At 46.3% G+C, this 14293-nt stretch carries 12 protein-coding genes; 7 read left to right on the forward strand and 5 right to left on the reverse strand.

Annotated elements, in window-relative coordinates; translation table 11 throughout:
• Positions 1 to 44 precede the first annotated feature (44 nt).
• The gene (gene ycaC / locus P3C17_RS17150) at positions 45 to 671 is read right to left on the reverse strand and encodes an isochorismate family cysteine hydrolase YcaC (protein ID WP_300930576.1); all 627 of its coding nucleotides are present in this window, start codon (positions 669 to 671) and stop codon (positions 45 to 47) included.
• A 130-nt stretch (positions 672 to 801) separates the two neighbouring features.
• Between ycaC and P3C17_RS17155 the strand changes: the two genes are divergently transcribed.
• Positions 802 to 1707 (forward strand): LysR family transcriptional regulator, encoded by a 906-nt coding sequence (locus tag P3C17_RS17155; RefSeq protein WP_300930577.1) that lies wholly within the window; start codon positions 802 to 804, stop codon positions 1705 to 1707.
• Between the two features lie 8 nt (positions 1708 to 1715).
• Here P3C17_RS17155 and P3C17_RS17160 read toward each other — a convergent pair whose 3' ends face one another.
• The gene (locus tag P3C17_RS17160) at positions 1716 to 2213 is read right to left on the reverse strand and encodes an STAS domain-containing protein (protein WP_300930578.1); all 498 of its coding nucleotides are present in this window, start codon (positions 2211 to 2213) and stop codon (positions 1716 to 1718) included.
• Positions 2214 to 2224: 11 nt separating this feature from the next.
• A complete protein-coding gene (locus P3C17_RS17165) occupies positions 2225 to 3556 on the reverse strand; it encodes a response regulator (RefSeq protein WP_300930579.1) in 1332 nt (443 codons plus the stop codon).
• A gap of 204 nt (positions 3557 to 3760) precedes the next feature.
• Here P3C17_RS17165 and P3C17_RS17170 point away from each other — a divergent pair, with 204 nt between their 5' ends.
• From P3C17_RS17170 to P3C17_RS17195, 6 genes are all read left to right on the forward strand, one after another.
• Positions 3761 to 5164: an AlkA N-terminal domain-containing protein gene (locus P3C17_RS17170; RefSeq protein WP_300930580.1), complete on the forward strand. Its 1404-nt coding sequence runs from the start codon at positions 3761 to 3763 to the stop codon at positions 5162 to 5164.
• Entirely contained in the window at positions 5161 to 5652 is a 492-nt protein-coding gene (locus P3C17_RS17175) for a methylated-DNA--[protein]-cysteine S-methyltransferase (protein ID WP_300930581.1), read from the forward strand. The genes P3C17_RS17170 and P3C17_RS17175 overlap by 4 nt, the downstream gene beginning before the upstream one ends.
• Positions 5653 to 5757: 105 nt before the next feature.
• Positions 5758 to 6642 (forward strand): pirin family protein, encoded by an 885-nt coding sequence (locus P3C17_RS17180; RefSeq protein ID WP_300930582.1) that lies wholly within the window; start codon positions 5758 to 5760, stop codon positions 6640 to 6642.
• A gap of 102 nt (positions 6643 to 6744) precedes the next feature.
• Complete coding sequence (gene mtnN, locus P3C17_RS17185; RefSeq protein WP_300930583.1) at positions 6745 to 7458, forward strand: 5'-methylthioadenosine/S-adenosylhomocysteine nucleosidase; 714 nt, start codon at positions 6745 to 6747, stop codon at positions 7456 to 7458.
• Positions 7459 to 8418, forward strand: a complete 960-nt coding sequence (locus P3C17_RS17190) for a cobalamin biosynthesis protein (protein WP_300930584.1) — start codon at positions 7459 to 7461, stop codon at positions 8416 to 8418.
• 201 nt (positions 8419 to 8619) lie between these two features.
• Complete coding sequence (locus P3C17_RS17195; protein ID WP_300930585.1) at positions 8620 to 13056, forward strand: EAL domain-containing protein; 4437 nt, start codon at positions 8620 to 8622, stop codon at positions 13054 to 13056.
• Positions 13057 to 13186: 130 nt separating this feature from the next.
• Here the strand turns inward: P3C17_RS17195 and P3C17_RS17200 are convergent, their stop codons facing one another.
• The gene (locus P3C17_RS17200; protein ID WP_300930586.1) at positions 13187 to 13648 is read right to left on the reverse strand and encodes a hypothetical protein; all 462 of its coding nucleotides are present in this window, start codon (positions 13646 to 13648) and stop codon (positions 13187 to 13189) included.
• A 120-nt stretch (positions 13649 to 13768) separates the two neighbouring features.
• A complete protein-coding gene (locus P3C17_RS17205) occupies positions 13769 to 14257 on the reverse strand; it encodes a hypothetical protein (protein ID WP_300930587.1) in 489 nt (162 codons plus the stop codon).
• Positions 14258 to 14293: the final 36 nt, after the last annotated feature.

Raw genomic sequence — 14293 nt, forward strand, 5'->3', positions numbered from 1 at the left:
CGGATAAAGGGCGCAACTTTGCGCCCTGATTGTATTACTTGAGCTTACTTAGCCGCAGTTAAGGTCACATAGCTGTTGATCAGATTACGATAATCCGGAATATGATTTGAAAACAGCTGCCCCAAACCGTCCACATCGTTACGCCAGTCGCGGTGCAGTTCACAGGCGACACCAAACCAGGTGATCAACTGAGCACCGGCTGACGACATTCGGTCCCAGGCTGAATCACGGGTCAGTTCGTTAAAAGTACCAGAAGCATCCGTCACTACAAACACGTCAAAGCCCTCTGCCAAAGCGGATAAAGTTGGAAATGCCACACAAACTTCTGTCACCACACCAGCGATAATCAGCTGCTTTTTGCCCGTAGCTTTGACTGCTTTGACAAAGTCGTCGTTATCCCAAGCATTAATTTGTCCTGGTCTGGCGATATAAGGGGCATCCGGGAAGGTATTTTTAAGTTCAGGTACCAAGGGGCCATTAGGTCCCTGTTCAAAACTGGTGGTCAGAATAGTAGGTAAATTAAAGTATTTGGCTAAATCAGCCAATGCCAGCACATTGTTTTTAAACCGATCCGGATCTATATCTCGCACCAGTGATAATAAACCCGTCTGGTGATCAACCAGCAGCACAGCCGCATTGTTTTTATCCAGTCTTACATAAGGCTTGTTCATCAGTTTTTCTCCTATGGTACAAAGGTTAGCCAGTGCTAGCCATGCCATAAGCTTAAAACCAATGCCAAAACATGGATAGACTACTAAACTATGACTCATCGTTCTGAAAATAGAACTCTGAAGGATAAAAATGCAGGATTTAAATGACTTATATTATTACGTGCAATCCATAGAACATGGCGGTTTTGCTCCGGCAGGCCGGGCTTTAGGTATAGCTAAATCTAAACTCAGCCGACGTATTGCATTGCTGGAGGAACGGCTGGGGGTGCGTTTGCTACAGCGTTCCAGCCGTCATTTTATAGTGACTGAGGTGGGTCAACGTTATTATGAACATTGCCGCGCTATGCTGGTCGAAGCGAATGCTGCGCAGCAACTGATTGACGAGCTGGCCGCCGAACCTGCTGGTGTGGTGCGACTCACCTGCCCTGTGGGCTTGCTGCACTTTCATGTCAGCTCAATGTTGTCAGAGTTTATGCTGCGCTACCCTAAAGTGCAGATCCACCTGGAAGCCACCAACCGCAGAGCCGACGTGATAGCCGAAGGACTGGATCTGGCATTGAGGGCCAGGCCATTACCACTTGAGGACAGCGAACTGATTTTAAAAGTGTTGTCTGACCGTGGCCAATGTCTTGTCGCAGCCCCTTCTTTAATCGCTCAGTATGGCACACCACAGAATCCGGATGATCTCAGTCTTTTTCCCGCTATGAGCAGAGCCAGGCCAGAAGAAATACACAGCTGGCTGTTGTGTCACACTGACGGTACTCAGGCCAATATCAGCTTTACACCACGTTATATCACCACAGATATGATGACACTAAAAACAGCGGCTTTAGCAGGTGTCGGCATAGTGCAGTTGCCACAACTTATGCTGACAGAAGAGCTGGCAGATGGTCGTTTAACCCGGGTATTGCCTGATTGGGAACCGAGGCGTGAAGTGCTCCACCTGGTGTACCCGTCACGACGCGGTCAGTTGCCCTCAGTACGGGTACTGATAGATTTTTTTGCCGAAAAATACCAGACGATCAATGAAAATTAATTCACCACTCAACCTAACTGCTGCTTTAATACATCCACCACCGACTGAAACTCGCTTCTGTTTTTTTCATTCAATGCAATCAGTGCTTCGTGTGCATGCAGGATCATCAAGCCTTTTTGCTGATCGCTATAAGGCTGAGCTTGAACGCTGGTCATATCGAACTCTTCATCTGTACTCTGCTGCACTATATCAAAAGCCTGATCCAGGCAAAGGCTAAACAGCAGTTCGTTGACCTGGGGCTGAGTGGAAAACAAAGTAGGTTTTGGTAAATCTTGCTGCTGACAATAGCGAGCCAGACTGGCCAGTAAACCAATGTAGGTGCTGTCCATAAAACTGGCTTCGTTTAAATCTACCACAAGCTGGTTACACTGGATCTGTGCAGAAAACAGCCGTTCAACCAAATCGTCCATGCCAGTGGCATTGGTATAACGCAACTCACCACGCAATTTGAAAAAACAGCAATGTTCAACGCAGGCGAACAGAATTTGATCTTGTGGTGTTGTCATAGGTTTGCCCTTTATCTGCGTGAGTGGCGGGTTAACTTCAGTATAGTTAAATCGTCGGGCAAAGGCTGTGTTGGATCTATGGCTAAAGCCTTTAGCAAAGCGGCGATGTCGGTTTGCTCCGCACTAACCTGCAATAAATGCTGCAGTTTCTGCTCTGTGTTTTGTTGTGGCAATACATCTAACACACCGTCGGACCACAACACTAAGCTGCTGTTTTCCTGTATCAACAAGTGTTGGTTCGTGTAATTCGCAAAATCAAACATACCCACTGGGGTACTTTTTAATTCCAGATAGCTGCCATGCTGCTGTTGCACAAGCAAAGGCCAGGGAAATGCCCCAGCATTGGAATAGGTTATTTCTGCAGTCCGGGTGTCCAGCACCGCATAAAACAGCGCTATGTATTTGCCGATTTTTTCCTTCAGCAGCTCTTTGTTTAATTCAGCCAATACAGCAGCGGGATCAATAATATGGTCGCAGGTTCCACGCTGATAACGTTCCAGTTTAGCGCTGATAAAACGCTTCAAATACACAGTGACAAAGGCGGATGCCACGCCGTGACCTGACACATCGGCAATATAAAACGCCACCTTATGCTCATCGACCGCAAAGTAATCGACAAAATCACCACTCATAAATTCAGATGGATACAAGGCATGGCAAAACTGATATTCAGCACAATGGAAACTTGGTGGTGGTAACATTTTAAACTGCACTTGCTTACCGGCTTTTTCACCCGCCTCCAGCTCTGCCAAAGAGTGCTGTAATTGTTGATTACTGCTCTGCAATTGCTCTGTTCTGGCCTGCACTTGCTGTTCCAGGCTGGCGTTAAGCTGCGCCAACTGTTCAATCGCCATATAGGCTCTTAACGCAGACACCACACTGGTCGTCAGCCGCTGCACTGTCAGTTCAGTTTTAGAGCGGTAATCATTGATATCATAATCCAGCACTATGCGATGCTCGGGCGCCTGGCCCGGCTGACCTGTGCGCAAAATAATACGCACCAGCTGGTTTTGCAGGCTGTCACGAATGTAGCGCACCAGCACAAGGCCAGCATCGTCAGTTTCCATCACAACATCCAGCAGTATCAGCGCTATGTTGCTGTTAGTCTCCAGAATATGCCGGGCTTCGGCGGCACTGTAAGCACTGATAAACTGCAGTTTATGTTGCTGAAAACTAAAATCACGTAGCGCCAATAAAGTGATCTGATGTATTTCTGGTTCATCATCGACAATAAGCACTGTCCAGCTGAGTCGCTGATCGTCATCCGTTTCAGCATCAACGGCAAACAACAGTTCATCGTCATCAGAGCCTTCAGTTGGCTGGGCATTAAAGTGTTGTTCCATACAGCTTTCCTTCACATTAATGTCTATTCGCACGAGTTGAAGAAGTGCAGAGGCATAGCTTAACTATAGCTGTCTGTATTCAACCTGCAGTCTCTGGCTTGCGATCCCTCTTAGAAAAAGCTTTTCTTTCAGTACCGGATCCGGCCAGCTTTTTTTCTGTCGCCAAGGTACACTCTGTTTAGTTTCTGCTGATGAGTCTTCGCCATGCTGGATCCCTTGGTCTGCCAACAAGCCCGTTTATCGCGTGACAGCCGTTTTGATGGCCTGTTTTTTATTGCGGTAAAAAGCACTGGTATTTATTGCCGCACTATTTGCCCGGCAAAGTCTCCGGCTGAACATCAGGTGAGTTATTTTTCCTGCGCAGCCGCCGCAGCATCAGCAGGTTATCGGCCTTGTTTACGTTGCAGACCCGACAGTGCGCCACAGTCGCCAGCCTGGTTGGGCGTGGAAACCAGTGTCCGGCGTGCTTTAAAGCTGATAGCTGAAGGAGCTTTGGTGCATGGCGATCAGGCCGCTTTAGCTTCGCGCCTTGGCATCAGCGAACGTTATTTACGTAAGCTGTTTCAGCAGCATTTAGGGGTTGCGCCCAAACAATATGCTTTGTACCAACAAGTGCTTTTGGCCAAGCAGCTGTTGCATCAAAGCCAATTGCCCGTACATCAGATCGCCGCTTTATCTGGTTTTCACAGTATCCGGCGTTTTAACGATGCCTTTAAGCAGCAGTTGCTGTTAAACCCAAGTCAAATTCGCCGTAAAAAAATGACAGGACACTCATCCGTGATTGAATTACAACTTAGTTACAGGCCGCCTTTAAACTGGCAAGCTCAGCTGGATTTCTGGCGTCAGCGTACTCTGGATGGCATGGAGTGGGTGAAAGGTGATGCTTATGGCAGAACTTTTAGCTGGCCAACCGCAGAAGGACTGGTGCATGGCTGGTTTGAGTTAAGTCCGGTGAAAGAAGGTGTGATGCAGTTAAAACTGCATTGGCCGAGCCAGCAGGAACTGACCTCAGTGCTGCAACGTATTCGCCAACTGGCCGATTTAGATGCCAATATGCCGCAGATAGAACAACAACTGGCGCCGGTTTTTGGTGACTTTCTGGAATCAGGCTTACGACTGCCGGGTTTATGGACCCCTTTTGAAGCAGCGGTGCGGGCTATTTTAGGCCAGCAAGTTAGTGTGCAGGGGGCTCGTACTCAGTTGAATAGGTTACTGACAGAATTAGCGGAACCATTAGCTGATGATCCAGAGAAAAAGCTGTTTCCAACGCCGGAAGCTATACGTCAAAACGAGCTTTTAATGCTTAAAGTGCCGCAAGCCAGACGCGATACGTTAAAGCAGCTGGCCTCTACTGTGATAGCAGAACCTCAAAGCACGCCGGATGACTGGTTAAAACTTAAAGGCATAGGGCCCTGGACTGTGGCGTACAGCAAAATGCGTGGCCTTGCCGATCCGGATATCTGGTTAGGTGGTGATTTAGGTGTGCAAAAAGCCTTAAAACGTCATGGTGATATCACCCCAGAGCAACTGGCCCCCTGGCGCAGTTATGCCACCTTCCAACTGTGGTTTAGCTTATCCCGCCCTGCGACTAAGGAGACAACCGAATGAAACAACTGCAATTTGTCACCCCTTTAGGACCTTTGGTTGTCACTGCCAATACCAAGGGAATTGAGTCTATTTTATTTCGCGATACTACAGAGGCACCGGATCACAGCAACGATATGTTATTGCAGGACTGCAAAGCTCAGTTTGATGCGTATTTTAAAGGCACCTTGCAGCAATTTGATTTGCCCTTAGCCGCCATTGGCACTGAATTTCAACAAGCAGTCTGGCAGCAGCTGAGTCAAATCCCTTTTGCACAGCTTCGCAGCTACAGCGATATTGCCCATGCACTGAATAACCCAAAAGCAGTAAGGGCCGTAGGTGCAGCCAATGGCCGTAACCCTCTGACCATTATTGTGCCCTGCCACAGAGTGATAGGAGCCAATGGCACCTTAACCGGCTACGCTGGCGGCTTAGAGCGCAAAGACTGGCTATTGAAACATGAACAAAACACTGCGCAGGCCTTGGGCTTGTTTCAACTAGAGGGCAATTGAACGTTCAAATTTTTAGAACACTCAAAGCAAAACTATCCGCTATTGCTTCGATTAAAGAGCTGTTTTAATAGACCTATCAACAACCACTGAATAGGTGAAGTGAACATGACAGCCCGTACTTTAAAACAATTGATCCCTGCCATGCTGGCCTCTGATGGCGCTGGCGTAAAAATTAAACGTAGTCTGGGCCAAAGTCAGGCTGTGCGACTGGACCCGTTTTTAATGCTGGACGCTTTTGGCTCAGACCAGGCCGATGACTACATTGCTGGTTTCCCGGCGCATCCACACCGTGGTTTTGAAACCGTCACTTATATGCTCGATGGTCATATGTTGCACGAAGATCACCTTGGCAATCAGGGCCATTTAACCAGTGGTGGCGTACAGTGGATGACGGCAGGCCGTGGCATTATTCACTCAGAAATGCCGCAGCAGGAATCTGGTCTGATGCGTGGTTTTCAGCTGTGGATTAATTTACCCGCCGCAGAAAAAATGAAAGAAGCCGCTTATGTCGATATTCCGGCCTCCGACATTCCGCTGGTAAATTTAACGGCGCAAAGTTTTGTCAAAGTCATAGCTGGCGAAACAGAGCTGAATGGCAACATTGTTCGTGGTCCTATTTTTGGCTTATCGACTGAACCTTTGTACCTGGATGTGCAGTTAGAAGCAGGTCAAAGCCTGACTTTTCCAGTCACGGCTGGTCATAACGCTTATGTTTATCCTTTTGAAGGCGAGGTGTTTGTTGAAGGCTTAAAAGTGGCCAATCATCATGGTGCTGTGCTGACCGATGGCGACAAGGTTACGGTATCTGCAAAAGATAAAGCGCGTTTTATCCTGTTAGCAGCCAAGCCAATAAAAGAGCCGGTAGTGCAATACGGTCCCTTTGTGATGAACAAGCCAGAGGAAATTGAGCAAGCCATTCGTGATTATCAGGCAGGAACCCTGACCAATAATCAGCAAGCCAAAACCATAGCTATCCATAAATCAATGTAATGATGTAGGGGCGGCGGTTTATCCCCGCCCGCCTATTGTTCGGGTGTAATTAATAAAGGGCAGATGTTATCATCTGCCCTTTCTTTTAGAGGGGATCGGCAGATGCAACTTGTGGGTATTATCGGCGCTATGGAGCCGGAGATTGCAATTTTAAAAGCTCAGTTAAGCGATATGACCAGTGTCAAACTGGCCGACTATGAATTTTATCGGGGTCGTCTGGCCGACACTGAAGTCGTTTTAGTGCAATCAGGCATAGGTAAAGTAGCTTCTGCAGTCGCCACCACTTTAATGATTAGCCAGTTCAAACCGGACTGCGTGATCAATACAGGTTCAGCCGGTGGTTTTGACCCGGAATTGAATGTAGGTGATGTGGTGATATCTTCTGAAGTGCGCCATCACGATGTAGATGTCACAGCTTTTGGTTATGAAATGGGTCAGGTGCCACGTATGCCAGCAGCTTTTACCGCCCATCCGGCTTTGATTAGCGCAGCTGAGCAAAGCATCACTACCTTAGGTTTTTGCAAAACTAAAAAAGGCTTAATCACCACAGGTGATGTGTTTATGTGCCAGCCTGAGCGTATTGCTCAAACCCGTGCACAATTCCCAACCATGCTCGCTGTAGAAATGGAAGGAGCAGCCATAGCTCAGGCTTGTTATCAGCTCAAGACTCCATTTGTGGTGATCCGCAGCTTAAGTGATATTGCAGGCAAAGAGTCCCCTACTTCTTTTGAAGCTTATTTAGAAATCGCCTCTAAAAACAGTTCTGCCATGGTGCTGGAACTGCTGAAAAACCTGAAAAAGGTTCAGTTAAGCTAAATGCCGTATTGGCTGGACGATCTTTCGGCTTATCCACTGGTACTGCTAAGCATTTGGTTGCTTGGCAGCCAGTTATTATTGCCGCAGGATTATCAGCCTTTAACCTTTTTCCGCATTTTTGCCAAACAACTGGCCGCAAAAGTTCATCCTGATCCAAACCGGGCAACCAGTCAGCAGCTGATATCCGGCAGTTTAGCTTTAGCTTTAGTGATCTTGCCTACGCTCGGTTTGCTTGCGCCTTTGTACTGGTTATCCGATTGGCCTTTGGTGCTGGATGGGCTGTTGCTGTATTTTTGTCTGGATTTTGTTTACTACCGCAAACAAAGTCACAAAATAGCCCTAGCAGTCAGTCAGCAACAAAACAGCAGAGCCAAAGATCTGTTACAACCTCTGGTATTACGCCAGACTCAAGGTTTAAGCAGCACAGGCTTATGTAAAGCCACGATCGAAATGCTATGGCTTCGTACTGCTAAACAATGGATAGGAGTCAGTTTCTGGTTTTTAATTGGCGGTGGTTTAGCCGCAGTGGCTTATCGTTTATTGCTTTTATGTAATCAACAGTGGAACGATAAATACAGTAACTTCCGCTATTTTGGCCGCCCCGCTTCTTTGTTAACTCAATGGGCCAGCTTTCCTGCCATTCTGATCACGGCCTTGCTGTTGGCCATGTTGACCGATATTACAGGTGCATTCCGGCACTGGCGTGAAGCTTCACGTTTGAAGTTGTGTTTGCCACATCTGCTTATTCTGGGTGCTTTGGCTTCAGCTTTGCGTGTCAATCTGGCTGGCCCCGTCATGTACCAACAACAGAAAAATCAGCGACAACGACTTGGCGCAGCCCATTTACCTCAGGTCAGTGATTTGCTTGGTTCTGTTAAACTAAACCGGCAATTTCAGCTGTATTCGGCTCTTTTTGTATTTATTTTCAGTCTGTTACAAGTCCTGTGGTTTATCTATTAACAAGCTGGCTGTTTTTGTAAATTTCTTTAGAACTATGCTGGACTTTATAACGCCATTCACTGTATTTTCTTAGGCTTCTTGCGGCAGATTGACACCTATAAAAATAATAACCAGACCTGTAGAGGAATCGTTTTGCCTGTTTTCGCCCTGTTGCGCTATGTTTGCGGCCTGTTGCTGCTCTGTTGCTTTTGCAAATCTGCAATGGCTGCACCGCTATTGCAGCCATTAACACCGGATCAAAACTTATCTCAGGGTTCAGTCAACGATTTGTTACTCGACCGTCAGGGCTTTTTATGGGTTGCCACTGATGCGGGTTTAAACCGCTACGATGGCTATAAAAACCTGTTGATTGGTGCTGACTCCCCTCAATTACAAAGCCTGGCTTTTACTCAATTATTGTTAGATTCAAAACAAAGATTGTGGGCTTTAGCGCCACGTTCTGGCTTATATGTTTTTGATCCACTCAAAGCAGAGTTGTTTTTACATGCGTCCTTGCCCGGCACCGCGACACTGCAAAATCGGTTTGTCAATTTGATCCAGTCAGACGACGAACACTTACTGCTCAGTACCAGAACAGAGCTATACAGCTATCACACAGACAAAAGCCAACTGACTGTTTTAGCCAGACTGGCCGATATAGAGTTAGCCACTGCCAATATCCGCGTGCTGTTACAATCCCCGGAGTGGATACTGCTGGGTACCAGTCATGGCTTAGTGTTGTATGACAAACCCACCAAACAACTGAAGCTGGTGCCTCATTTACCCCCAGGCCAGTCGTTGGACTATCAACGTCATGTCAAAGCTTTACAAATTCAGGATCAGCATCTGCTGATAGGTACTGTCGAAGGCTTGTATCAACTGGAACTATCGGCAATTAAGCAGTTTTTAAAAACAGGGCAAACTCCAGCGAGCAAAGAGCTGATTGCCGGGCCTAATGTCTGGCAAATTAAGATCCAGTCTGATCATTTATTAGTGGCTACAGAGCGTGGTTTGTTGCGTTATACACCAGAGCAAAACAGCACAGAACTGCTACTCAAATTCAGCGACAGCAATTTTAATTTATCCGACGACAATATAGTGGCTTTACAAGAGGATGGTCAGGGTGGTTTTTGGCTTGGCAGTCGTTTTGAAGGTGCTTATTATTGGCACCCCCGCAGTAAAGCAATTCGCAGCTTTACGCAAACAGGACCTGATGCTTTAAGCAACGACAAAATTACGTCCATTGTTGAAAAAAACACAGAAGAGCTGTGGCTTGGCAGCCGCAATGGCCTGAACTTATTAAATCTGGAAACTCAGCAAGCTCAGCACTTTCTGGTCAACCCGGATCCAAAAGCCATTTGGCATACCAGCACCATTATGAATTTGTCGATGGATACAGCTGGCGATTTATGGTTTGTATCCTCCAGTGGTCTGAACTACTTTTCCAGTCAAAACAAAGAGCTGCAACCAGCCCCTGTCGCAGAGCCGGAGCAACTGGCTGTGCTGCAAAACGCGCGGCCAGGCAGTTGGCTTAATCAGCAACAGCCTTTTTACCTGCTGACCAGAGACAGTTTTTATCTGTACCAGGCTAAAACAGGCCAGATTGAAGAACTAACGGCATTAAACCAAAAGTTGCCAGCCAACGGGGTGCGGTCTGTTTTGGGTAAATGGCCTGGTCAGCCAGACTGGCTGGTGCTGTCTGCTTATGAAAAACTCTGGTTATACAATGAAAAAACAACAGAGTTAAAGCTGTTGTACCAGGCTGAAGCAAGTCCGGCTTTTAGTATGCGTTTTGCCGATCAGATGGCTTTGGATAAAAACAATACCTTATGGTTCAGTGCGGCAGATATAGGCTTGTTGGCTTTTGATGCCAACACTATGCAGCTGAAACATCATTTTCATAGTAAAAATAAACTGAACACTAATGTGGTTTATGCAGTGAACCGCGATCAACTGGGGCATATCTGGTTCTCCAGTTTGCATGGTGTATCTTCGTTAAATGTCGATACCCTGCATATAGAGCAATTCAGCAAAAAAGATGGTTTATCCAGCAATGAATTTATCGTCCAAAGCAGTAAAACCTTAAGTAATGGCGAGATGGTGTTTGGCTCCATTCGGGGCATCAACTTACTGTCGCCTGTTGCGCTGATAGAGCCCAGACGTAAGCCCCGTATTGTTATTACTCAACTGGATTTATTGTCTTCACCTATAGAAAGCCCGCTGACTGATTTATCAGGTCAATTCTTTAGTTTGCCTTATGACAGTCAGGGCTTAACTATCAGTTACTCCAGCCTGAACTTCCGGGATAGCGGTAAAATGCGTTACCGTTATTGGCTGGACGGCCCACAGCGTTTAGTTTTTCCTGAGCAAAGCTCCAGTTCTGTGATGTTCCCTCAGCTGACTCCGGGCGATTATCAGTTTAACGTGGTGGCAGTGTCGCCAGTGACAGGCCTTGAAAGCGAAGTGGCCTCTGTGCGCTTAAGAGTTGAACCTGCCCCCTGGTTGAGTTACTGGGCCTATATGGCTTATGCTTCTGTCACCCTGATTGTGATGTTGTTTTACCTGCGAACCCGGCAAAAACAGCAACGTATGCTCAAAGTAGCTCATGCCAAAGTAACAGCCAGTGAGCAGCGCTTAAAACAAGCACTGGATTCCATCGACAGTGGCGCCTGGGAATGGCATGCCCGCAAAAACATTATGTTTGCGTCCCGTATTTACAGCATGCTGGGGTACCAGGAAGCGCTCAATCCGCTGGCGATGAGCCAGCATTTGTCTTTATTGCATCCGGAAGATAAAGACGCTTATCAGCAAGCCTGGCTAAAACTGATGCAAACACCGGATAAAACCTTTGATCACACCTACCGTATGCAACATAAAAATGGCAAATGGCTGTGGTTCCGTGACATAGGTAAAGTAGCTGAAGTAGATGACGAAGGCCAACCAGAGCGCGTCATTGGCACCTTCAGCAATATTACCGAAACCAGAGCGAACCAGGAAAAAGCCAGGCTTTTTGGTGAAGCTTTCCAGCAAACCCGTGATTGGGTGGTGATTTTAGATGCCAGTCAAAGAGTGATTGCAGCCAACCAGTCTTTTGCCGATGTGTTTGGTTCTGTCGACCAGTATCTGGTTAGCCCAAAAACTCACCATCTGGGCATCAGCCTGCAACGCCGTCGTTTTTACACCTCGTTGTTACGGGGTTTAACCGTCAACCAACACTGGCAAGGTGAAGAGCTGGTGCATACACCAGACGGTAAAGAGCGCCCTGCCCTGATCAATATCAGCGCTATTGGTGATGTGGATAAAGTAGAGTTTTTTGTCTTGGTGTTTACTGACATCACAGCGCAAAAAGTAGCAGAAGAAGAACTACGTTATTTAGCCAGTTATGACTCGCTAACTGGCTTACCTAACCGTACTTTGCTGATGGATCGTATTCAGCATGGTATTGAACAGGCTAAACGCGCGAAAAAATCTCTGGCCTTGTGTTTTATCGATTTGGATAAATTTAAACAGGTCAACGACTCTTTAGGCCATGATGTAGGCGATCAGTTACTGCAGGAAGTGGCCAAGCGTTTGCGTGCCACCTTAAGAGAAACCGACACCATAGCCCGTTTAGGCGGTGATGAATTTGTGGTGCTGCTGGAAAGCTATAAAAACGATGACAACATCAGTCATGTAGCTCGCAAAATGCTGCAATCCATTGGCGAGCCTATGCAATTAGGCACTCATACCGTCAGCGTATCTCCAAGTATTGGTATAGCTGTGTATCCGGACGATGCTACAGACGCCAACTCGCTATTAAAACATGCTGACGTTGCCATGTATCACGCCAAAGATTTGGGCCGTAATAACTTCCAGTTTTTTATTGCCGAGATGAACGAAAAAGCCCATATGCAACTGGCCAAAGAAACCCAGTTACGACAAGCCTTTAAAGATGGCGAATTTATTAACTACTACCAGCCTATTGTCGATTGCCGTAGCCAGTCCGTGATAGGGGTTGAAGTATTAATGCGCTGGAGTCATAAAAACACCCTGATTCCGCCAACCGAATTTATTCCTATGGCAGAAGATTTACGTTTAATTATTCCTATGACTTTATCTTTGCTGGAACGGGCTTTGGTCGATTTACAGCAATGGCGTCAGGCAGGTTTAGATTTGTATTTGTCCGTGAATTTATCCACCAGTCATTTAGAACAACTGTCCCTGGCGGAACATACCGAAAAGCTGCTGCATAAATACCAGTTGCCCGCCTCTTGTTTGCGTTATGAAGTGACCGAAAGCGCACTGATGCGTGACCATGAAAAAGCCATTACCACTATGCTGGCGCTGAACCAACTGGGTATTCAGCTGGCTTTGGATGACTTCGGTACCGGCTATTCTTCGTTAAAATACTTAAAAGAACTGCCAATAGATGCCATTAAAATTGACCGCAGTTTTGTCAAAGACATTGGCATAGATCCAGATGATGAAACCATTATCGAAGCCATTTTGTCGATGGCTGGCAGCTTAGGTATGAGTTGTGTCGCCGAAGGTGTGGAAACCGAACAGCAACTGGCCTTTTTCAGCAGCCGCCAGTGTTATCTGATCCAGGGTTATTTATTCGCCAAGCCTATGCCTGCGATAGAACTGATCAACTGGCTGCATAGTGAGCATTTGAATTGATAGATTGATTGTGGTGATTGTTTGAGCTGACAGTTTTAGTTGATGGTTTAGGGTCGAGAGGTGCTAAAAAGCATAGCTTTTGGACCGGTAGCGCACGAACTGTTCTAAAATTGAGTTCATTATTAATATTTTACTCCTTGTTGGAACAAGGCACTGCTTTGAGCTCATTATAGGATAACTCATAGATGTTTCGCGCAAGCGCCGCAATTGCCTGTGTGATTTTTGTCCTACTTGTATATTTCTGGTACTTTTGGATAGAGTAAGAAAATAGAACTTGTTCAGACCAATCGTTTAATTCTGCTTTAAGCTCATCAGGGAATGGTTCGTGAGCAAGTTTGTTGCGAAGTTTATTAAGCGACTTTGCATGTTCCAAGACCTTCGACAACTGTTCATCAGTCTCTGCCAGAACTCTAGCTTTGGCTGAAAAAGAGAGATTCTTAATCTGTGGCCCTGTCAAAGAAGTGCGTAGGCTTAACCCTGAGGTAAGAAATATCTCAAGAAACAAATGGCCTTTTAGCAGAATTAGCTCTACATCTCTGTGTTGATCGAGATTTGCCCAAACAGCCCAATCTAGAAATGGTGGCGGAATCATACTCTGAGCTCTTGTGTCAATATGCCTAACTACCCGCTAAACGGCGAGCGTGAGCGAGTCCGGTGGAGGGCTGAAAGCCAGCAACGTACTTGATTGGCTTGTTAGGTATTGAAGGCACAATCAATTGTCGAATTTAGCTGTTGCCCATGCGGTAATTATTGCGACTATAACTGCTGTAATTATACTTAGCGCAATTGACCATTTTGAGACCTTCAGAGCTGACTTGGCTATTGATAAGCTCTCTATTTCACGACTATCGCGATTTCCTTCACGAGAAGCCTCCTTTGACGTTAGCCATTCCAGCGCGAGTAAATGCTTTACTCCTTTTGATAGATCACCTTTTTCAGACGAAACTTTAACCGAAGGAATACCAAGTAATTCAAACTCCGAAAAACACTTCTGTTTGTATGACTCGATTGCTCGGTTTTCTTCATTCAGATCTACTGATACAAAACCACCAGAAATCTTCTTTTTCATTGAATCTCTAATAATTAACCAGTGGTCAATTCTTACGAGATTATCACCCTCTTTCAAAACAATAGAGGCGCCTTGTTGAGTATAATCATTAGGCTGTAAGTTCTTTATTTTCACAGTAATGGTATCTGGCATAGTAAATACCTAACGCTTCACATAAGGGGCGACGCG

It is taken from the genome of Rheinheimera sp. 1928-s (genome assembly GCF_029269265.1).
Taxonomy (GTDB): Bacteria; Pseudomonadota; Gammaproteobacteria; order Enterobacterales; family Alteromonadaceae; genus Pararheinheimera.